A 20,130-nucleotide genomic window follows, 5' to 3' on the forward strand; every position below is an offset into this window, starting at 1 on the left:
CTGCTGGCGAGCCAGCTCCGCGTCAATACGCTCGGCGATCTCCGGATCAAGCGTGGAAATATCCTGCGTCAGCGATGACTCGACGAGTGTGTTGTTCAGGGCCGTCATCCAGTGGTCACTCCTTGAAGTACAAGTTGTTTATGATTGATATATCAGAACTAGACGCAATGCTATGATGAGGATCACATGCTGTCAATGGTCGGGTCAAAAGAAGACAAAACGATGAAGCAACTAAGATGTTTCCCGTAATTTCCTCGCTAAGGAGTCGTTAGATGAGCAATATTGCAGCGCCCGTAGAGCTTGCCGACGCGCCAATTTCCCTGGCCGAGCAGGCCTACCGCGACATCCGCGACCGGTTGATCATGCTCGATATCCGTCCCGGGGAACCCATCAACGACGGGGCACTGGCCCTGGAGCTCGGCGTGGGCCGGACCCCGGTGCGCGAGGCGCTCAAGCGCCTGGAGATCGACCACCTGGTGGTTTCATACCCGCGCCGCGGCACCTTTGCCACGATCGTTGACATCACCGAACTCGCGGACGTCTCCGAACTACGTCGATCGCTGGAGCCGCTGGCCGCCCGCAAGGCCGCGCTCAGTGCCCCCGATGCGGACCGCGAAGCCCTGCGCGCGCTGGCCCGCGACATCGAGCGGCTCGGGGAGAAGAAGGTCGACAAGCGCGGGCTGATGCAGTACGACCTCAACGTCCACCGCCTCATCTACCGAGCTGCGGGAAACCCCCACCTCGAGGAAACCCTGATCCGCCTGGACAACCTGGCCACCCGCATCTGGTGCCTGGTGCTGGACAAGGTACCCTCGGTCTCGGGGCACATCGAGGAACACGTGGACCTGCTCGACGCCATCGTGGCGGGGGAGGCCGAATCGGCCGAGGCCATGGCCCTGGCGCACATTACCAGCTTCGAGCAGACGATCCGCGCCGTCCTGTAAGCGTGCCGAGGGAAGGCCGGGAGGAGCCTTGGCTTGCCGGGTGATCATCGCGGAAGGCCCGCAAGCCCCTTCAAGGGGTGAGTCCAGCGGAACCTATGATGAGTGGATGCGGGAAAAACCGGACACGGCCAACTCTTCGAAGCGCGCCCCGATCTATGTAGAGATTCTGGTTCGGGCGCCCATGGAGCGTGTGTGGAAGCTGACCCAGGACAGCGATCTGCACCCCAGATGGGATCTGCGGTTCTCCAAGATTGTGCCCTTGGGCCATGGCGAGGATGGTCCTGTCGACTTCCGCTACGAGTTCCACCTTCCGTTGTATGCCATCCACGGAACCGGGACCTCCTTGGTGCACCGGCATCGAGCGGACGGGCAGGCAACCTCGGTGCTGAAGTTCGACACGGCCGATCCGCTGTCCCCGATCGGCCGAGGCTCCGGATATTGGCGATACATCCCCACAAGGGACGGAATTCGTTTCATTACGGGCTACAACTACCGCCCCGGAATGGGGTTGGTCGGAAAAGCCCTGGACTCGAGCATCTTTCGCCCAGCGCTCGGGTGGGCGACCGCCCTGAGCTTTGACCGCCTGAGGCTCTGGGCTGAATCGGGTGTGGATCCCCGCACGGCGCGCAACCGGTGGTCCTTGGACGCGGGGGCGCGAACGGGAGGCATGCTGGCTGCCTGGCTTCTGCTACGCCGCGCCCGAATGACGTCAAGCAATGGTGTTGCCTTGGCCGGTGTGGCCGCGGCCCTTTCCGCATTCACGGTTCTGTCCCATTGGACGGTTCCAAGGGCGCGCCGGTGCCTGCGGCGCGCACCCGATGCCCGAGCAGCTCGTGCACCATCAACCCTTGCCGGGCTGAAAACGAATGACGAACGTGGAGCCGGAGTCCGACCAATGGAAGGAGACGAAAATGGCTTCGATCTTTGAGCTGGCGCTGGGACAGGACTTCGAGCGGTTGCACCCCATGCTCCAGAAACGCTTCGGCGTGGACGTGGAGGCGGGCTATGCGTGCGTTGGCCGAGGCATCTTTTCCGAGGTCAGGCGCGGTGCATGGTGGACCCTGCCGTTCCTGCACCTGGGCACCTACCGCAACATCCTGTTTCCCGGGCAGGGGAGGAACATCCCCTTCACCATCGAGAACCACCCCTACACCGACGGGTTCGGCCGCCCGACCGTCACCTTCGTGCGGACCTTGGGACCGGCTCGCGCCAAGAAGAGCCGCTTCGATGCCACCATGGTGCACAGCCCTCGGCGCCGCGGAATCGTTGATTACCTCGGAACGCACCAGCACCTGGCCACAGACCTCAAGCTGGAGGTCCTGACCGATGGGTCGCTCCATCTTCAAACAGGCGACCTCCGCTTCTACGAGGGCCCCTTGGCATTCACTGTTCCTGCGATCTTCACCGGCACCGCTGATCTGTATGAAAGCTATGACGATGAACGCGGAGTGTTCACCATTCAGTTGCAGGTGCGGAACCCTGTTTTTGGATTCCTCTTTGGGTACCGCGGCGAGTTCACCTGTACGTATCCGTCACTGGCTGACGCGGTTGCCCCATCGGCCCTCAAGCCGTTGAGGGAAGAACTCCGTGAGTAGCGGCTGACCGCTGGGAAAGGCTGCCGAAGGGGAGCCGTACGCGGGTCGCTACTGGTCCGTGATGCGCTCGTGGAGTTCCTTGACGATGGCCTCATGCAGGGTCTTAAGCTGGTCGTTAGTCAAGCCCGACGGGTCGACAGTCCCGTTGCCGAGCCCTCCCTCGGGCAAATCGCCCGGGGCCGGTTCGGCGTCGGTGGAGCAGCGCAGCTTGTTGCCGGTGGCCGTGAGCAGGCAGGACGAGCCGTCGGCATTCAGCTGTACACGGTAGTTCACGTTCTGCTTCTGCCCGATGCTGGCGTGCCAGACCCCTTCGCCGCCCGGCACGATCTCCATGACGGCCATGCCGGTGGCCCAGTCGCTCAGGGAAGAATAATCGGCCTTGATCTTGTCCGCAGTGGCTGCATTCGACTGGCGCGGGCTGCGCAGAGAGTACAGTTTCGCGGAGGCACTCGTTCCCGCCGTCACCTGCGAGCTGTCGAGCACCGCCACGTGGTCGATGGTGCGCGAGGAAGCCCGCGAGGTGAACGGCGAGAAGAACCCGAACTTCGCCTCTCCGTGGTTCAGACTGAAATTCGAATGGCTTCCAAGGTTCGTGTCGTCTTCGTCCTTGGGCTCATCGGTGATGCCGGTGGACTTCAGGATGTTGGTGCTCCACCAGCCGCCGTTCAGCGTGGCCAGCGAGGCATTGATGCGGCGCGACTGGGAAATGGATACGGCCGGGCCGGGAAGCTGGCCGGAAGCGACCTCGGGCCTGTACTCCAGTTGGTCGGTGCTTCCGTCGTAGATGATGACGCCGGCCGGAACGTCGCTTGGCGCCAACCAGTTTTCGAGCTTTGTCACCGGGACAACGATTTTCGGGATGCCGTTGTCGCAGTAGCCCCAGGTGTCCACATCCTTGGCGATTAAGCCGGTGTCGATGCGGGCAATGGCCCTGGTTAGGCTGTTGCCGAAGATCCCGTTCATCCGCTTGTTGGCGTGCGGTGCGAAATCGCAACGCTCGCCGGTTGCCTGGCCGGTCAGCGCCAGTTTCTGCACGATCATGGTCTCGTAGCCCGGGCCCAGCCAGCCGCGGCGCTCTACCAGGGTCGAGTACACATTCTTCCCGGCCAGGTAGGTGGTGCCGGCGATATCTCCCACGGTGCCCGAGCTGTTGGATGATGCCTGCCGTTCGGCGACCAGGTAGGGTGCGCGCAGCCCGGTTTCCGGAAGAAGCTCTTCCTCGGCGGAAACCACCGCAACGGTGTCGCGCAGGTGCACGTTGGCGTTCCAACTGGCAGCCAACGCCAACGGCACGGCGATGATGGCAGCCAACACCCCGAGGCCTGCGATCCGACGCTTGCTGGCGAAGAAGCCAATCACTGCGACGAGAATCCCGGCAACCAGCAAAGTGAGGGCCAGGCCGCCGCCAAAAAAGAAGCCGGTGAAAACCCGTGCCCTGGTCAATGGGTCTAGCAATGGACTTGCCAAGACGGCAAGTAGGACCGCGCCGACGATGGCTAATGGCTTTTTCACGGGACAATATTCCTTTTGGCTATGGGTGATGAAACTCCAAGACATACTTTCACGGGCCGGTCCGGGATGTGAATCGATCGGTAATGAGTCGTTGCGGCGAGGGCTTGGGCTGATATGCACCCGGGCGGGTATCGAGCGCGGGCTCGCATTGAAGTCTCGACCATGCTGCTGCCCCCCCGCAGAAGCCCGAACAATCCCGTTCTATCGGACATTGGCAAGAGCAGTTGGGGTCCAGGCGTTACTTCTTCCGGAGACGCGGTGTTCAACCCGGGAAGTCGGTGCCTTTCTTGCCCCTGTGGCACCACGGTGGTTTCCGACTGCTCCGCGAGGGGCAGGGCCAATGAGTGCCTCACCATGCTTCACCCACAAAACCCCTTGACAGTGACTCGGGACACAAATACAGTCAATGCAACAGCGTTGCATTCATTGCAACTCCCAAATATTCTGGTGGTATCCACAATGACTCAGAGCAATAACATCTCGGCACGCCAAAGCACTGCCGCAAGTTCTGCCTCGAAAGCTTTCACCACAGATCCATCCATCGACCTTGGCCCAACGCTTAGCGGCCAGGAACGTCCCGACCCGGCGGGCATTGGCAAGAAGACCCGGCGAAAGGTTGTTGCCGCAAGCTTTATCGGTAACTTTGTGGAATGGTTTGACTATGCTGTCTACGGCTACCTTGCGGTCACCATCACAGCGGTTTTCTTCCCGGATTCCGATCCGACCACGGGGCTGATGCTGACCTTCGCTCTCTTCGCGGTTTCATTCTTCGTTCGCCCACTGGGAGGCTTCGTCTGGGGCCACATCGGAGACCGTGTCGGGCGTCGCGAAGCGCTATCTTGGTCGATCTTGATTATGTCCGCAGCAACCTTCTGCATCGCACTGATCCCGTCATACGACACCATTGGAATCTGGGCACCAATCCTCCTGTTGATCATTCGCGTGGTTCAGGGCTTCTCCGCTTCCGGTGAATATGCAGGAGCCTCGGCCTTCCTGGTGGAATACGCGCCGGCCAACCGCCGTGGACTCTATGCAGCAGTGGTTCCGGCTAGCACGGCCACAGGTTTGCTGCTTGGTTCACTGTTGGCGGCTCTACTTACGGGAGTGTTGGCCACCGAGGATATGCACTCGTGGGGCTGGCGCCTCCCCTTCCTGCTGGCAGCACCCATGGGCCTGATTGGCCGCTACATCAGAACCAAACTTGAAGATTCCCCGGTCTTCAAGGAGCTGGCCCAGGAAGACGAAGCTGTCAAGGCACCGGTTAGCTCGCTGTTCAAGAACCACTGGCGCCAGCTTGTCCAAGCCGTGGGCGCAGTTTTGCTCAATGCTGTGGGCTTCTATGTCATCCTCAGCTACATGCCGACCTATCTGTCCCAAGAGTTGGGGCTCGAGGAAACCGCTTCATACGTTGCCACGACCGTCGCTTTGACCACGTACATCGGTTTCATCTTCCTGACGGGGATGCTTTCGGACCGGATCGGACGCAAAAAGGTCCTGATGACCGCATCCATTGCATTTGTCCTCTTTACGGTTCCGGCATTCATGCTTCTGGAATCGGGCACGTTCGCCGTCGTGATCTTGGTCCAGATATTGCTTGGCGGAATGCTGGCACTCAATGACGGAACCTTGCCCAGCTACCTGGCCGAAATGTTCCCCACCCGGGTCCGCTACTCAGGATTCGCCGTCTCTTTCAATCTCTCCAACGCGCTCTTCGGCGGCACCGCCCCGTTTGTGGCCACAGTGCTGATTGCCACCTCCGGCAACGTGATTGCGCCCGGCTGGTACCTCATGGCCGCAGCAGTCATCTCACTGGTGGCCGTCGCTTGCTCGGTGGAAACCAGCAAGAAACCGCTGGCCTAGGACCACCCCATTTCTTTCTTCCAACACAGCAACACCATTCGATCAACAATATTAGGAGTCACCATGACCATTGCACCGGCCAACGCAACCAATGTTTCCGAGCTAGAGCGCCTGAAGACCCTACACAACGGAGCCAAGCAGCAGCTCACCTTCTCCGACGCCGAGTTTGAGCGCCGTCTTGCGGGACTACGCCAGATCATGGCCGCCAAAGACCTCGATGCGGTCATCCTGACCAGCTATCACGGGATCAAGTACTACTCCGATTTCCTCTACACCACCTTCGGCCGCAACTACGCGCTGGTTGTCACAGCAGACAGCTCGACAACGATCACCGCGAACATCGATGCGGGCATGCCGTGGCGTACCAGCTACGGCGATAACATCGTTTACACCGACTGGAAGCGCGACAACTTCTACTACGGACTGCAGGAAGCACTGAAGCGCAACGGCGTCAAGGCAGCCCGCCTCGGCGTCGAAGACGACGCCCTGCCGCTGCTGACCCGCCAATCCATCTCTGCCACCTTCGAGGGTGCCACCCTGGTGGATGTCTCGCAGGATGCCATGCGCCAGCGCATGATCAAGTCCGCCGAGGAAATCGAGGTCATCAAGCACGGTGCACGCATCGGTGACATCGGTGGCGAAGCCATCAAGGCAGCCATCCGCGAGGGCATCACCGAGTACGAGGTCGCACTGATCGGCACCGAGGCCATGGTGCACGAAATCGCCAAGACCTTCCCGCACCGCGAGGTGCGCGACACCTGGGTCTGGTTCCAGTCCGGCATCAACACCGACGGCGCGCACAACTGGGCCACCACCCGCAAGCTTGAGCGCGGGGACATCCTCTCGCTGAATTGCTTCCCGATGACTTCGGGCTACTACACCGCCCTGGAGCGCACCTTGTTCCTCGGAGAGCCGGACGAGCGCTCCCTGCAGGTGTGGAACGCCAACGTCGAGGTGCACAAGCGCGGACTGGAACTCATCAAGCCCGGCGCCGTCTGCAAGGACATTGCCGCCGAGCTCAACGAGATCTTCATCGGCCACGGCCTGCTGCCCAACCGCACCTTCGGCTACGGCCACTCCTTCGGCGTCCTCTCGCACTACTACGGCCGCGAGGCGGGCCTGGAACTGCGCGAGGACATCGACACGGTGCTGGAGCCGGGCATGGTTGTCTCCATGGAACCAATGGTCACCGTCCTGGACGGCGAGCCGGGTGCCGGCGGCTACCGCGAGCACGACATCCTGGTCATCGGCGAGGACGGCGGCGTGGAGAACATCACCAAGTTCGGCTTCGGCCCGGAAAACAACATCATCGACGCCTAACTGATCCCCGTAGCCTGGGGCGGTGGATTACCTCATGGGTGATCCACCGCCCCAGAGCATAAATTCTAGGATTATTGAGAGTACTGGAGCCATGAAACTAAGCGAACAAGACCACAAAGGTTATGCCGCGGCACTGGCGCAAGCCCGCCAAGGCGCTGCCGAAAGTGGAGTACCCCTTGGCTCAAGTATTTTCGCATCGGGACTCTTGCTGGGCGAGGGACGCAACCGCAGAGTTCAAAATGGTGATCCGACGGCACATGCTGAAAATTGATGCACTTCGCAATGTCGGACGGCGTTCCAGCTATGCAGGGGCCACCCTGTATTCGACGCTGGCTCCCTGTGCCCTTTGTGCCGGCGCCGCGATCCAATGTGGTATTCAACGGGTTGTGGTTGGGGAGAGTGAAAACTTTGCCGGGGAACTTCAATTACTCAAGGATCGTGGCATCGAAGTCGTGCTCATCGATGACCCGGAGGCCACTGCCCTGATGAAAAATTTCATCACGCAAAACTCGCAACTTTGGCATGAAGACATCGGCATTGAATCGCCGTGATACCTCGGAAGCACAGCAAACCGGGGTACGGTTTTGCATAGACGCACGATCTTGTACCAACATTATTGGAGAGAACCCTCATGGTTGCCCAAACTACCGAAACCCCAGCCGTTGAACCCCGCGGCGCTTCGGTTATTGTCAACGTTATTGATGTTCTGCGCTGCTTTACCATTGAACATCCGGTACTCGGGGTCACCGAGATTGCGGTACAGGTTGGACTACACAAATCCAGCGTCTCAAGAATCCTGACAACGCTGGAACAAGAGCGCATTGTTGCTAGGGATGAAACAACCCGTAAGTATTCTCTCGGGTTGGGCCTCATTGCCGTGGCCGGTCCTTTGCTGGCAAACCTTGATGTGCGTAGGGTGTCGTTCCCGTTCCTCAACGAATTGGCTCTGGTTACCGAGGAAACTGCGGTGCTCACCATCTGGGATGGGCAAGAATCGATTTCCGTTGAGCAAATTCCAAGTATCCATCAGGTCAAACACACTTCTGCCATGGGTAGTCGTTACAACACCGCACTCAGTGCCTCGGTACAAGTATTTATGGCGCATGAAGAATTGAGCCGTGCCGTGGAATTGCTCGACACAGGATCCGTACGCCTGGTAGAAAATTCCCAGCGCGAAAGGGATGCCTATCTCAAGCGATTGGAAGCGGTGCGAACGCGTGGCTACGCGGCAAACCACGGGGAAACCTCACCAGATGAGGTAGGGGTTGCCGCTCCAATCTTTGACCACCGTGGCACGGTTGTTGCCAGTGCCATGATTGCCGCTCCGTACTACAGAGTCACCGAGAAACAGCTGCATCAGTTGGGTACCGCCTGTATGCGTGCAGCCAAGCAGATCAGCGTCCGTCTTGGTGCACCAGTGAACCAATAGGTCGTGAGTACATGATTGAAAAACGCGGAGCTCACGGCTTCGATTATCCGCTACATGAGGGAACATTAACTCGCATACAGTTCCATTTTGCGGACTCGATGGGCATGCCGGTGGCCATCCAAACTTGGGAACTAGCACCGGGCGGCTTTGAGGGCATGCATGTACATGAGCCCGGGCAGAGCGCACTCGAAGAGTTTTATCTAGTTCTTGAAGGCACCGCCACAATGCGTGTTGGTGAACAACACCATGAATTGGGTGCCGGCGATAGCGTATTGGCGCAGGCTGGAGTGCCACATGATGTCCAAAATACGGGGAACGGTGTGCTGCGCCTGCTGGTGGTTTGGGGCAGGCCCGGTGGCAAGGATTTTTCTGGCTTTGGTTCTTTTGCTGCCTCAATGCTGGCGCGAACCAAAGAAACATAGATTCCCCGGTACCGGAGTCAGGTCCCGAGCATGCCCTCCGTGTGACTGGGGGCACTTCCCGGTAGTGTGGGTTTATGGGGCAAACACCATTTTCACAAAACTTTGATGTCATAGTTGTCGGCGCGGGTCTGGCCGGACTCGTAGCAGCGACCGAAGCGGTCAGCGCCGGGTCTCGAGTGCTGTTGATCGATCAAGAATCTTCGGCAAACCTTGGGGCACAAGCGCACTGGAGTTTCGGTGGAATTTTTCTTGTCAATTCCCCCGAACAGCGCAGGCTTGGAGTTAAAGACTCCGAAGAATTAGCCCTACGCGACTGGTTCAGCACTGCCGGATTTGACCGAGAAGAAGATTATTGGCCACGAGAATGGGCCAAGGCCTATGTGCATTGGGCGGCGAACGGAAAACGCGAATGGCTCCACGAACATGGAGTGAGATTCTTTCCCGTGGTCGGATGGGCCGAACGCGGCGGGGCAGGGGCCCAAGGCCCCGGAAACTCGGTTCCCCGGTTTCATATCACGTGGGGTACTGGTCCTGGTCTCGTTGAACCATTTGCCCAGGCAGCCCACACGGCACAAGCCAAGGGAATGCTTAAGATCTTATGGCGGCACCGGCTCGATGAACTGATCGTTGAGGGGCAGGAAATCGCCGGGGTACGCGGGCACATCCTTGAACCGGATGCCGCGGAACGTGGTGTTGCAACAAACCGTACCGAGCTAGCCGAGTTCGAATACTTTGCCCCGGCGGTTATCATTGCCACCGGCGGCATTGGCGGAAATGTTGCCAAGGTGCGTGACGCCTGGCCACAGCGGCTAGGCACCCCACCTACCCGCATGGTTTCCGGGGTCCCAGCACATGTTGATGGGCGCGGACTTGATATTGCTCATGCCGCCGGTGGAAGACTCATCAATGGGGACAGGATGTGGCACTACACAGAAGGCATCGGTAACTGGAACCCGGTCTGGGCCAACCATGGAATCCGTATCCTGCCGGGTCCCAGTTCGCTGTGGCTAGATGCAACAGGCAAACGTCTTCCCGATCCACTATGGCCGGGGTTTGATACCTTGGGCACCCTTGAATACTTGCGTGGCACCGGGCACGACTACAGCTGGTTCATTCTTAATAGGCGCATTATCGGCAAGGAATTTGCGCTTTCGGGCAGCGAAAAAAACCCGGATCTAACAGGCAAAGACATCAAGGGAGTCTTGGCCCGGGCAAGAGCCGATGTTCCCGAACCGGTACAAGCATTCTTGGATCACGGTGAAGATTTTGTGCAGGCAGAGACTCTTGAAGAACTAGTGCACAAGATGAACGAGCTCACCGGTGAATCATTGCTCGATGCCCAAGAAATAACGGAAGTAGTAAATGCGCGTGACGCCGCAGTGCAAAATAGCTTCGGAAAAGATGGGCAGATCGCTGCGATTCATGGTGCTCGGCATTATCTGGGAGACAAGCTGATTCGTACGGTGAAGCCCCGCGCGCTGACCGACGCCAAGGACGGTCCGCTCATTGCTGTGCGCCTCAACATTCTGACGCGCAAATCCTTAGGTGGACTCAACACGGATCTAAGCTCTCGCGTCTTGGATGCGAGCGGTCAGCCTGTGCCTGGTTTATACGCTGCAGGGGAGGCCGCAGGTTTTGGCGGAGGAGGCTATCACGGATACCGGGCTCTTGAGGGAACCTTCTTGGGTGGGTGTTTATTTAGCGGTCGAGCCGCCGGAGCGGCAGCTGCGACGCAGAGCAACGTGTTGCGGGTCAAACGGCAATAAAAAACCACACCGAGCAAGTACTGCTTGAGGGTCGGTGTGGTCTATTGGTGTGATTAGTGTGTGAAATGGTAAACGGTTCCAAAGAGAGCCGCCGAAATTCCAAAGGACATGCCGATCATCATCGGTAGCCACGTGCCGCCGTAGCTGGCAACGAAGAGTGCGAAGACAACAAACAGCAAGGCTGCGAGGACTCCGCCAAGAACGATGGCGCCGCCACCATGATGGTGTACGGCTGCCTCCTGTGCATTTTTATGAAATAGAGTAGCCATGCCCTCAGGGTATGCCTAAAGAAATGGAAAAACGAGGGTTGCAAAATGAAAGAATCATTGACCAATAATCCGACGGATTGGCGCAGAATCTTCGGGGCTCTTGCCAATGAAGACACTCGACGCGCATATGCCCAAGCCATCCTTGGGATTGAAACGGATGGCAGCTCGATAAAACAAGCCAAGGCACTGAAAAACCTGCGGTCCGCAGGACTTTTAGACGAAGACGGTAAACCCGACGAAGGGGTTTTTACCCGTGCCTTGGCCCAAATCGCCAGCACAACACCGAAAGAGGGAGTGCAACGGTTCCTCGATGCCGATGGGCGAATTGAGCGTTATCCCAAGGCTTACGGTGAGCGTGTTGGGCTGCTGCGTCACGTGGGGTCCCAGATCCTGAAGCATGGTGAAGAGCTTACTGAAACAGATTTGACCCTCCGCCTTGAAGAAATTTCCGACGATGCAGTGCTGTTGCGGCGCTATTTGGTCGACTATGGTGTGGTGATTCGCCGCCCCGATGGCTCCATTTATCGCTTGGCTGATGGCTCTGACTAATAATCGATGTGCCAACTATCGCTAAAGGGGGTAATTTCATTCATGAACATTATTGAGTTCTCCCCGTTGTATTGCCTCTCTGTATCCTCCAAGGAGCCTCCCATTGTCTGACCCGTACGCCTCAACTAATGGTGGTTCAAACCATGATTCATGGAACCAGCCAGGGTACGGTAGCGGGCAGAATCAGGGACAATACCCAGGGCAACATCCCGGATATAACCAGGGTAACTATCCGCCCTTTACCGGGTATCAGTACCCGGTGTGGAACTTACCGCCACGCACCCACGGAATTACCACCGCTGCGCTGGTCTTAGGCATTATTGCCGCGGTCATTTCTTTGGTGCCGTTCTTTGGATTTATAGCCTTCGTACTTGGACCATTGGCGATGATTTTTGGCATCATCGGCATCGTGAGGCGTCTAAACCGTCGTGGATTCGCTGTTGCGGGGCTGGTCACCGGTGCCTTTGGTGTGCTCGTCTCGATACTATATGCATTGCTCTTTTCCACCATGATGCAATACATGGATAAAACCGACACCTATGAATTCGTTACCCGCTCGGTCGGCGAATATCACTTAGCGATCACCACCACCGATTCCATCCCCGAGATCTCGAATAACCAGCGTGGCACCTATACCGAGCGATTAACTGCTTCAAGTTTCTTTGGTGGGGTTGTTGCAACAAATGTAGGGGATAACGACGGAAACGTTGGCTGCAAAATCTTCAGTTCCGATGGGACACTGCTTGCCGAAGACGCTGCAACGGGCCTAGGGGCCGAAGCAGTCTGCATGATTGGGGCACCTTGGATGGGAAGTAACTACGATTTCGACGTCAGCGACGTGCTTGATGCCCGAATGCTCAGCGGCGTACCGGCTAACTAACTTCCAAACCCCTGTGCGCGCCGAGCGCTAATAATGCGCTCGGCCGACTGTAAGGCAGCCGGGTAGTGTGCGCCCGGGCCCAAGGCAATAAAACAGGGGGCTTCAAAATCCGGTAGCTCAAGATCGTCGTAGCGGTAGGGCAGGTAAGTGCCACCGGAACGACGGACCAACAACGCCCCGGCGGCAATATCCCATGGTTTGGTATCCATCCCCAGCGTCACATCGCACCAACCGGCTGCAACATGAGCAAGCGCAAGGGCCGCCGAGACCTTGCGCCGTACCGTGGCAAAGGCAGTGACCCACGAGCCAAACTCCGTGAGACCCAAGGCGCCATCAACCTCTAGCGCCTCTGCCGAGGGGTAATCTGTCATGAGGTTTGCATGGGCCTGATCGGGGCGGTTTTCGGGGGTAAGTATTTCGGAGTTCAGGTAGGCATGCTGTGCATCGGCAGAAAATTCAAGCTCGGCCATCGGATCTAACACCACACCGGCAAGTAGTTGGCCATCGCGTGCCGCGGCAATGGAAATGCAGAAGAATGCGATGCCGTGAGTAAAGTTGCTGGTTCCATCGATGGGGTCAACAATCCATTGGATGCTTCCGGTGCCGATGGCTCCGCCTTCTTCACCCAGAACCCAGGAGTCTTCTTCGGCGGCTAGAAGGTGCTCGCTAATGATCTGTTCGCTGCGTTTATCGAAGGCCGTGACCAAATCGTGAGCGTTTGTCTTATTTTCGCGCTGCACCGAGTTGCGGAAAGCCTCGCGTAGCAGCGGGGCCGCCTTGCGCGCCGCTTCGAGTGCCACTAAACGCAATCGATAGGCAAGATCAATATCGGCTTGGCTGAAGTTTTCGGTAGTCACGAGTTCAAGCGTAGTCGGTAGAAACACCAAAATTTAGTTTGACGAGGCAACTAATTCACTCATATAGTTTCATAGGGCAACAATTGCCTAGGTCAACTAATTTTATTGGAGAGTGAAGCTCGTGCCGCACGGTTCCTCACAAACGCTCGAACTCTTTGAAAGCGTCGGATTGCTTAACCGTGCCCTGCGTCAGCTTGCTCATGTGGGTGAACTTGATCAAAAAACTGGTTTTGCGGGTATCAGCATCCTGGGCTATGTCTACCGTCAGGAACCGGCGAGGGCCACGGATATTGCCCATTGGCATGGGATTGGCCCCGCTGCCATGAGTCGACAGGTTGCCGACCTTGAGGCGCAGGGTTTGCTGCGACGTACCCCATGCACGCTGGATGCCAGGGTTCAGCTAATTTCCCTCACGGCCGAGGGACGGGCTGAGGTTGAAAGTTCCCGTCAACGTCGCACCGATCTCTTCGCGGACCTACTCGCGGATTGGGATGAGGACGAAATCTCACAAGCGACTTCCACCGTCAACCGAATCCAGCAGGTGCTGCGCGCCGGCATCGAAAAAATGCACGGCAAAACCACCCCTGCGGCCACCGTCGCACCGAAAGGACAAGTATGAGCGAGCAACAGAAAGCCGCGGCGCAGACGCGTGAAATTCGTGGCGATACGCCTCAGATGGGTCAAAAAGAGGTGGTGCGCTCCATCACCGGTGTGCTCGCCGCGTTCTTTGCCGCAATGCTTGCTACAACCATTGTTTCAATCGCTCTACCCACCATCATGGATGCGCTCAATGGAACGCAAACCGATTTTAACTGGGTCATTACCGCGGCTCTTTTGGCCAACGCGGCAACCACCCCCATCTGGGGTAAGTTGGCAGATCTTTTTGACAAGAAAAAGCTGCTGCAACTTGGCATTATCATCTTCATTGCCGGATCCATGCTTGCCGGTTTTGCCATCAATATACCGATGCTTATGAGTGCCCGCGTGGTGCAGGGCGTCGGCATGGGCGGGTTAACCGCAATGGGCATGGCGGTCATTGGCACCGTCATACCGCCGCGTGAACGAGGCCGTTACTCGGGTTACTTCGGTGGTGTCATGGCGGTTGCTACGGCCGGTGGGCCGCTACTGGGCGGGGTTATCGTTGACTCGCCGTTGGGTTGGCGATGGACATTTTTCATCGGTATTCCCATTGCCCTGATTTCCATGTTCATGATCCACAAAACCCTGCATATCAAACATATTGCTCGCAAGGTATATATTGACTGGGCCGGAGCCGTGCTCGTCACCATCTCCGTCTCGGTGCTGCTGATCTGGGTTTCCTACGTGGGCAAGGAAGGGTTCTTCGAATTCAACTCCTGGCAAACCTACGCAATGGTTGGTGGATCATTGGTGCTTATCGCCCTATTGATCTGGATCGAGGGACGCGTTCCCGAGCCAGTCATCCCACTGCGCATTATTGCCACGCGTACCACTGCACTTTCAATCATTGCCTCAATTTCTATTGGCGTGGCAATGTTTGGCTCCGGCGCCTTCCTAGGCCAATACTTCCAGGTAGCGCGCGAAGCAACCCCAACCATGGCCGGGGTCATGACCCTGCCGATGATCGTAGGTAACCTCTTTGGTTCGGTATTCTCCGGACAACTCATCTCGCGTTTGGGGCGCTGGAAGATTTTCCTGGTCATCGGCGCAATAGTGAATATTGGCGCACTGGCCCTGCTGGGCACCATGAGTCATGACACCAACTATTGGATCATTGCCACGGGAATGTTCTTTAACGGCATTGGCATGGGTTTCATGGTGCAAAACTTGGTACTCGCGGTCCAGAACACCGTCAAGGTCACCGATATTGGTACCGCGAGTTCCACGGTTGCCTTCTTCAGGTCCGTCGGTGGTGCCGCGGGCGTTGCGGTGCTTGGTGCCATGCTTTCGGATAAGGTCTCTTTGCTAGTGATCGATGCGCTCACCGCCGCCCACCTGATTTCACCCGATGGTTCGGGAGGCGTCGCAGGTGGAGGTGCCTCGCTAGAGCTTTCGTCAATGCCACCGGCGGTACGAGCCCTGTATGAGACGGCGTTTGGTGATGCAACCGGCATTATCTTCATGACCTCGGCGATCGTTGCCGTGGTTGCCCTGGTGTGTATCTTGTTCATCAAGGAAGTCCCACTACGTAAAACCATCTAATACGCACTGCTGGAAGAGGGTGATGGGCTGGTATTCAAAAACATTGGATATCAACCCATCACCCTCTTTGCTGCTCTGGGGTGCGGGTTTGTGCGGATTGGACCAGTCGTTACGGATGAATCGACCAAAAGCTTAGATGATCTATCCGAGATTCTGATCACTTTTCTTCGTACTGTGATCTAGTCGTACATACGGAAGGAACCGCGATGACTAAAGCTTCACCACGGGTGCAGGGCGCTCAGCCCGCACTGAAAAAGGTTTTGGGTCGATGGGACACCCTCGCCATTGGCGTAGGTGCAATGATCGGCTTTGGCTGGGTTGTCCTCACCGGCGATTGGATCACCACCGCTGGACCGTTTGGCGCGGCCCTAGCCATGGTTGTCGGTGGCGGGATCATGGTGGTTGTTGGCCTCACGTACGCCGAACTTGTGGCGGCAATGCCCAAGGCTGGAGGAGAGCACAACTATCTGCTGCGGGCCATGGGCGCTCGCTGGTCATTTGTTGGTTCTTGGGCCATCGCCGGCGGTTACATCACCATTGTTGCCTTTGAGGCAGTAGCCCTTCCCAAAACGGCGCTTTATCTTTTCCCCAACCTAAATCAAGTTAAACTCTGGGATATTGCTGGCTCCGAGGTGTACCTAACCTGGGCGCTAGTTGGTGTGCTGGGCGCGGTGGTCATCACGGCAATCAATATTCGCGGCATCAAGACGGCGGGTGTAGTCCAAACCTTTGTTGTCCTCTTCCTCTTTGCCATCGGGGCTGTCTTGCTCTTTGGTTCCTTTACCGGTGGTTCAACTGCCACGATGGAACCATTCTTCTCTAACGGTGTTGCAGGGTTCTTCGGGGTGATGATCATCGTCCCATTCATGTTTGTTGGCTTCGATGTGATCCCGCAATCGGCAGAAGAGTGCGATATTCCACCGCGACGCATCGGCAAATACGTGATCATCTCGGTACTCATCGCCACCGCCTGGTACGTTATGGTCATCCTTGCAACCTCCTCCGGAATGGGTCCGGCGGCACTTGCAAACTCGGATCTTGCCACAGCAGATGCCATGGGTGCCTTGTTCAACTCGGAGCTGATGGCCAAGGTGTTGATCTGTGGTGGCATTGCAGGGATTTTAACCTCCTGGAACTCGCTGCTCATGGGGGCCTCACGCCTGCTTTACGCCATGGCTGCCTCGGGGATGCTCCCGGCATGGTTCGCCAAACTTCACCCCAAATACCGCACCCCGGTTAACGCGCTGCTCTTCATTGGTGGGCTCTCGGTGCTTGCCCCATTCTTCGGATCGGCAATGCTGGGTTGGCTTGTTGATTCGGGTTCACCATCAATTGTTGTCGCTTACCTGCTTGTTGGCATCGCCTTTGTCATCTTGCGCAAGCGTGAACCCACTATGGACCGCCCCCTACGCATTGGTGGCAAGGGCAACTTTGGTCAAGCAATCGGTGTGACCTCGGTGCTCTTCTGTGCCGGATTAATCTCCTTGTACCTGCCCGGGATGCCGGCAGCCATCGCCGTGGAACCATGGATGCTCTTTGGCGCTTGGTGGATTCTGGGCTTCGTTTTCTTGGCCCGTATCCCACGTGGCATCGAACCAGGAATTAATGCCGAAGAAGAACTCTTGGCACGCCTCGCTATGCGCAAAAACTCAAAAATATCAACGGTTCTTGGCGCCTCGCCGGTATCCGGGAGCATGCCGAACGAAAAGGTAAAAGAAGGTAATCACCTATGAGCTCTATTCGCCCGCTTGAGGGAATAGTAGTAGCGGATTTTTCGCGGGTTCTTGCCGGTCCCTTATGCACCATGACACTTGCTGACATGGGCGCGACGGTGATCAAGGTTGAGCGCCCCGGGTCCGGGGATGACACCCGCAGCTGGGGTCCACCCTTCTCCGCCACCGGTTCCACCTACTTCGAATCGGTCAATAGGAATAAGCAATCGGTAACCCTTGATCTGAGCCATCCAACGGATAAAGAACTAGCCAAAGAACTGGCGTTGCGTGCAGATGTTTTGGTAGAAAATTTCAAACCCGGTGGCATGGACATCATGGGATTGGGATACGAACAACTCGCGGAACTGAACCCCAGGCTCATTTATGCCTCGATCTCGGGCTTTGGGTCCACCGGGGGAGCGCACCTACCCGGCTACGACTTCATGGTTCAGGCTTTGGGTGGACTGATGTCAATTACCGGTGAACCGGATGCAGATCCAATGAAGGCCGGGGTGGCGCTTGTAGATGTGCTCACCGCAAAGGATGCAACAATCGGTGTGCTTGGTGCGCTGAACGCGCGTGCGACAACCGGGCGCGGTGCCCACATTGAGGTCAATCTGCTTTCTAGCTTGCAAGGCGCGTTGGCTAACCAGGGGCAAGCCTATTTAGGAGCCGGAAAGGTGGCAACCCGTATGGGTAATGCGCACCCCTCAATAGTTCCTTACCAGCTACTGAGGTGTGCCGATGGCTCGGTGGCCGTGGCCTGCGGTAACGATGCCCAATTTGTGAAACTCTGTACCGAGATTGGAGAACCGGCGCTGGCACAGGATGCACGCTTTGCCACCAACTCGGCGCGTGTTGCCAACCGTGAGGTGCTGATCCCGCTCCTTGAAGCGGCCTTGCAGTCCGATCAGGGTGCGGGCTGGCAGGATCGCTTCAGCGGTATTGGGGTTCCGGCTGGCAAGGTAGCGGGCATCGATGAGGGCCTTGACTATGCCCAGTCGCTGGGACTTGACCCGATCATTGAGGTGCGCGATGCGCACGGCGTCGTTGTTGGGAAACAGGTGCGCCATCCCATTACCTGGACCCCGGCCCTGGATGCCCCGACTCACGCCCCGCCTCATCTTGGTGAGCACACCGAGGCGATTCGCGACTGGCTTTCCAACACCGAAACACAAACCCCCATCCCGCAACAACCGCAGGTTCTAAGCACGTCCTAGTGACTGCGGTGAAGATTCTTCACGGCGCAATGCTAACCATAGGTGCGCCGCGACATCAGGATCATCAAGATTAACATCGAGTAATCCACCGGCCACCGAGATCCGGTGCCGCAGCGAATTGCGGTGAATACCTAGGGCGCGTGCCGCATCTTCCCAGGTGCCACGCGCCCTCAGGTATTCACGCACCGTTGCCAGCAAATCTGCTCGCGGGTAATCGGCAAGCACTTTCACCCACCCGCTGGCCCGGGCATCCTCGCTGGCGCTCACCGCCACCAGATGTCCCTCGGGCGCCGCAAGCGTTGCTTGCCTTAAGACTGCAAGATTCCCGGGGATTTCGCCAAGACTTACCGGATCTCCTAGCGCCGCTGCTAAGGAGCCCGAAACTTCTTGTTCAATGATTGCTGAGACACCAAGTAGCGCATTTTCTTCAAAGGATTCGGGCTCAAGAGCGTTTGATCTATCGCCCAGCCCGGAAGCAGAAAGCACCAAGTACAGGATTGAGTCCTGCACATAGCGCAAAACGCATTGATCGACAGCGGCACCAAGATTTGGCAGTCCGGGTTCGGCAACTAGGCGCACGGCAGCGCGTGCCGCGAGTCCAGGATCATCTCCTGGTGAAAGCCTGATACCCAGCAGCCTGACGCGGCTAGGTAACTCACCCAAGCCCACGTCCTCGGCAACCATATGGGCCGCCTCGCTTTGCCCGTGCAAAAGTAGTTTGGTGGTTGCCGCACCCAACGCATTCGTGGTCCCCACCATGACCTCGCGTTGTCTGGCGCGCAGGGCCAGCAGCGTGGATACGGTCATAATGATCTGGCGATCGGCACGAGTTAAGGTGCGCCCGGAACCAATGCATAAAAACCCATGAATTCTGGTGCCCAGCAGAATTGGGTAGAGCACCACTGGTTGCCCGTTGATTTCAAAGGTTGCAGCCGAGGGGACCCCGGCCTTATTGAAACGGATCGACTCGGCTCGCAGTGCGGGTATTAGTGCTGTGGTGGAGGTCGGCCATACTGTCTCAACACTTGCATCTGCCGGAAGATACGCCGCCCAACCACCAAGTGCCTGCGCCAGCCCCCGCACCACCGCATGTGTGGCATCCGGGCGCATTGCCGCGCGAGCCAGGGCCGTCTGGGTGCCCAAGGAGTCCATCAGATTAGTTGTGTCATCCCTTGTGGAAAGCTTCCAATAAGCACGGGTGACATTTTGGAAGGGTACCCCGTCGGGAACTATTGCCAATTCGATGCCGGATGTCCGGCTTGCCGCCACTACATGTTCGGGAACGCGGCTGAGCCAAGGACCGAGTCCCAGACCCACCGCGCGCACATTCTTGGCCCCCAGTCTTGCCATATATTTTTGACTCAACGAGGCTGAAGTGGCAAATGGCATGCCGGTGGTCAGTAACAATTCCCCGCCCTCAAGATAGGGTGTCGGATCCTCGAGTTCCGAGACATGGACACCGGTGACGGGTTTTGCACTAAATCCCGAGCCATCACAGGAAGTAAGGTCGCTGCCCAGCTCGGCACCCAATTGCAAAAGAGAGATCATGGGCTAAATTATCCAATACTAACCACCGCTTTAGGCAGATCATCCAATGACGCGTGTCACGTCCTC

19 protein-coding genes are annotated in these 20,130 nt (G+C 57.6%); 15 read left to right on the forward strand and 4 right to left on the reverse strand.

Annotated features, from left to right (window positions below; genetic code table 11):
• Positions 1-272: 272 nt before the first annotated feature.
• From CQ018_RS12835 to CQ018_RS12845, 3 genes are all read left to right on the forward strand, one after another.
• Positions 273-944, forward strand: a complete 672-nt coding sequence (locus CQ018_RS12835) for a GntR family transcriptional regulator (RefSeq protein ID WP_105550412.1) — start codon at positions 273-275, stop codon at positions 942-944.
• Positions 945-1,050: 106 nt separating this feature from the next.
• Positions 1,051-1,872, forward strand: a complete 822-nt coding sequence (locus CQ018_RS12840) for a hypothetical protein (protein ID WP_146111903.1) — start codon at positions 1,051-1,053, stop codon at positions 1,870-1,872.
• Entirely contained in the window at positions 1,856-2,539 is a 684-nt protein-coding gene (locus CQ018_RS12845) for a DUF4166 domain-containing protein (protein WP_105550414.1), read from the forward strand. The genes CQ018_RS12840 and CQ018_RS12845 overlap by 17 nt, the downstream gene beginning before the upstream one ends.
• 48 nt (positions 2,540-2,587) lie before the next feature.
• Here the strand turns inward: CQ018_RS12845 and CQ018_RS12850 are convergent, their stop codons facing one another.
• Positions 2,588-4,051: a hypothetical protein gene (locus CQ018_RS12850; protein ID WP_258142596.1), complete on the reverse strand. Its 1,464-nt coding sequence runs from the start codon at positions 4,049-4,051 to the stop codon at positions 2,588-2,590.
• A 459-nt stretch (positions 4,052-4,510) separates the two neighbouring features.
• Between CQ018_RS12850 and CQ018_RS12855 the strand changes: the two genes are divergently transcribed.
• The 6 genes from CQ018_RS12855 to CQ018_RS12880 all read left to right on the forward strand — a co-directional run bounded on the left by CQ018_RS12855 (position 4,511) and on the right by CQ018_RS12880 (position 10,848).
• Positions 4,511-5,911, forward strand: coding sequence for an MFS transporter (locus CQ018_RS12855; RefSeq protein ID WP_258142597.1), 1,401 nt, complete (start codon positions 4,511-4,513; stop codon positions 5,909-5,911).
• A gap of 63 nt (positions 5,912-5,974) precedes the next feature.
• Complete coding sequence (locus tag CQ018_RS12860; RefSeq protein WP_105550416.1) at positions 5,975-7,231, forward strand: aminopeptidase P family protein; 1,257 nt, start codon at positions 5,975-5,977, stop codon at positions 7,229-7,231.
• A gap of 122 nt (positions 7,232-7,353) precedes the next feature.
• Entirely contained in the window at positions 7,354-7,782 is a 429-nt protein-coding gene (locus CQ018_RS12865) for a deaminase (RefSeq protein ID WP_258142598.1), read from the forward strand.
• 80 nt (positions 7,783-7,862) lie between these two features.
• Positions 7,863-8,660 (forward strand): IclR family transcriptional regulator, encoded by a 798-nt coding sequence (locus CQ018_RS12870; protein ID WP_105550417.1) that lies wholly within the window; start codon positions 7,863-7,865, stop codon positions 8,658-8,660.
• A gap of 11 nt (positions 8,661-8,671) precedes the next feature.
• On the forward strand, positions 8,672-9,082 hold the full coding sequence (locus CQ018_RS12875; protein WP_105550418.1) for a cupin domain-containing protein: 411 nt from the start codon (positions 8,672-8,674) through the stop codon (positions 9,080-9,082).
• Between the two features lie 74 nt (positions 9,083-9,156).
• Positions 9,157-10,848, forward strand: coding sequence for an FAD-binding dehydrogenase (locus tag CQ018_RS12880; RefSeq protein WP_105550419.1), 1,692 nt, complete (start codon positions 9,157-9,159; stop codon positions 10,846-10,848).
• Between the two features lie 53 nt (positions 10,849-10,901).
• On the opposite strand, the gene CQ018_RS12885 is transcribed toward CQ018_RS12880, so the two are convergent.
• Positions 10,902-11,117, reverse strand: coding sequence for a hypothetical protein (locus tag CQ018_RS12885; protein WP_105550420.1), 216 nt, complete (start codon positions 11,115-11,117; stop codon positions 10,902-10,904).
• A 45-nt stretch (positions 11,118-11,162) separates the two neighbouring features.
• On the opposite strand from CQ018_RS12885, the gene CQ018_RS12890 reads away from it, so the two are divergent.
• Positions 11,163-11,666 carry a DUF2087 domain-containing protein gene (locus CQ018_RS12890; RefSeq protein WP_105550421.1) on the forward strand — a complete coding sequence of 168 codons (504 nt, stop codon included), beginning with the start codon at positions 11,163-11,165 and terminating at the stop codon, positions 11,664-11,666.
• Between the two features lie 103 nt (positions 11,667-11,769).
• On the forward strand, positions 11,770-12,546 hold the full coding sequence (locus CQ018_RS12895) for a DUF4190 domain-containing protein (protein WP_105550422.1): 777 nt from the start codon (positions 11,770-11,772) through the stop codon (positions 12,544-12,546).
• On the opposite strand, the gene CQ018_RS12900 is transcribed toward CQ018_RS12895, so the two are convergent.
• Positions 12,543-13,403 carry an inositol monophosphatase family protein gene (locus CQ018_RS12900; protein ID WP_105550570.1) on the reverse strand — a complete coding sequence of 287 codons (861 nt, stop codon included), beginning with the start codon at positions 13,401-13,403 and terminating at the stop codon, positions 12,543-12,545. The genes CQ018_RS12895 and CQ018_RS12900 overlap by 4 nt on opposite strands.
• A gap of 121 nt (positions 13,404-13,524) precedes the next feature.
• Between CQ018_RS12900 and CQ018_RS12905 the strand changes: the two genes are divergently transcribed.
• The 4 genes from CQ018_RS12905 (at position 13,525) to CQ018_RS12920 (ending at position 18,516) form a co-directional block, all read left to right on the forward strand.
• Positions 13,525-14,022 carry a MarR family winged helix-turn-helix transcriptional regulator gene (locus CQ018_RS12905; protein ID WP_219844057.1) on the forward strand — a complete coding sequence of 166 codons (498 nt, stop codon included), beginning with the start codon at positions 13,525-13,527 and terminating at the stop codon, positions 14,020-14,022.
• Positions 14,019-15,584: an MFS transporter gene (locus CQ018_RS12910; protein ID WP_105550424.1), complete on the forward strand. Its 1,566-nt coding sequence runs from the start codon at positions 14,019-14,021 to the stop codon at positions 15,582-15,584. Before CQ018_RS12905 ends, CQ018_RS12910 begins: the two co-directional genes overlap by 4 nt.
• Positions 15,585-15,790: 206 nt before the next feature.
• The gene (locus CQ018_RS12915; protein WP_258142599.1) at positions 15,791-17,317 is read left to right on the forward strand and encodes an APC family permease; all 1,527 of its coding nucleotides are present in this window, start codon (positions 15,791-15,793) and stop codon (positions 17,315-17,317) included.
• Entirely contained in the window at positions 17,314-18,516 is a 1,203-nt protein-coding gene (locus CQ018_RS12920) for a CaiB/BaiF CoA-transferase family protein (protein ID WP_105550425.1), read from the forward strand. The genes CQ018_RS12915 and CQ018_RS12920 overlap by 4 nt, the downstream gene beginning before the upstream one ends.
• On the opposite strand, the gene CQ018_RS12925 is transcribed toward CQ018_RS12920, so the two are convergent.
• Positions 18,502-20,064 (reverse strand): PucR family transcriptional regulator, encoded by a 1,563-nt coding sequence (locus CQ018_RS12925; protein WP_105550426.1) that lies wholly within the window; start codon positions 20,062-20,064, stop codon positions 18,502-18,504. The genes CQ018_RS12920 and CQ018_RS12925 overlap by 15 nt on opposite strands.
• Positions 20,065-20,130 lie beyond the last annotated feature (66 nt).

This window comes from Arthrobacter sp. MYb227 (assembly GCF_002975435.1).
Lineage (GTDB): Bacteria > Actinomycetota > Actinomycetes > Actinomycetales > Micrococcaceae > Paeniglutamicibacter.

What these genes read in the sequence shown, in the direction of transcription:
- CQ018_RS12885 (WP_105550420.1), bottom strand. Translation starts at nt 11,117, where the DNA reads ATGGCTACTCTATTTCATAAAAATGCACAGGAGGCAGCCGTACACCAT.
- CQ018_RS12835 (WP_105550412.1), top strand. Translation starts at nt 273, where the DNA reads ATGAGCAATATTGCAGCGCCCGTAGAGCTTGCCGACGCGCCAATTTCC.
- CQ018_RS12925 (WP_105550426.1), bottom strand. Translation starts at nt 20,064, where the DNA reads ATGATCTCTCTTTTGCAATTGGGTGCCGAGCTGGGCAGCGACCTTACT.
- CQ018_RS12865 (WP_258142598.1), top strand. Translation starts at nt 7,354, where the DNA reads ATGCCGCGGCACTGGCGCAAGCCCGCCAAGGCGCTGCCGAAAGTGGAG.
- CQ018_RS12910 (WP_105550424.1), top strand. Translation starts at nt 14,019, where the DNA reads ATGAGCGAGCAACAGAAAGCCGCGGCGCAGACGCGTGAAATTCGTGGC.
- CQ018_RS12855 (WP_258142597.1), top strand. Translation starts at nt 4,511, where the DNA reads ATGACTCAGAGCAATAACATCTCGGCACGCCAAAGCACTGCCGCAAGT.
- CQ018_RS12875 (WP_105550418.1), top strand. Translation starts at nt 8,672, where the DNA reads ATGATTGAAAAACGCGGAGCTCACGGCTTCGATTATCCGCTACATGAG.
- CQ018_RS12890 (WP_105550421.1), top strand. Translation starts at nt 11,163, where the DNA reads ATGAAAGAATCATTGACCAATAATCCGACGGATTGGCGCAGAATCTTC.
- CQ018_RS12915 (WP_258142599.1), top strand. Translation starts at nt 15,791, where the DNA reads ATGACTAAAGCTTCACCACGGGTGCAGGGCGCTCAGCCCGCACTGAAA.
- CQ018_RS12845 (WP_105550414.1), top strand. Translation starts at nt 1,856, where the DNA reads ATGGCTTCGATCTTTGAGCTGGCGCTGGGACAGGACTTCGAGCGGTTG.
- CQ018_RS12920 (WP_105550425.1), top strand. Translation starts at nt 17,314, where the DNA reads ATGAGCTCTATTCGCCCGCTTGAGGGAATAGTAGTAGCGGATTTTTCG.
- CQ018_RS12840 (WP_146111903.1), top strand. Translation starts at nt 1,051, where the DNA reads ATGCGGGAAAAACCGGACACGGCCAACTCTTCGAAGCGCGCCCCGATC.
- CQ018_RS12870 (WP_105550417.1), top strand. Translation starts at nt 7,863, where the DNA reads ATGGTTGCCCAAACTACCGAAACCCCAGCCGTTGAACCCCGCGGCGCT.
- CQ018_RS12880 (WP_105550419.1), top strand. Translation starts at nt 9,157, where the DNA reads ATGGGGCAAACACCATTTTCACAAAACTTTGATGTCATAGTTGTCGGC.
- CQ018_RS12860 (WP_105550416.1), top strand. Translation starts at nt 5,975, where the DNA reads ATGACCATTGCACCGGCCAACGCAACCAATGTTTCCGAGCTAGAGCGC.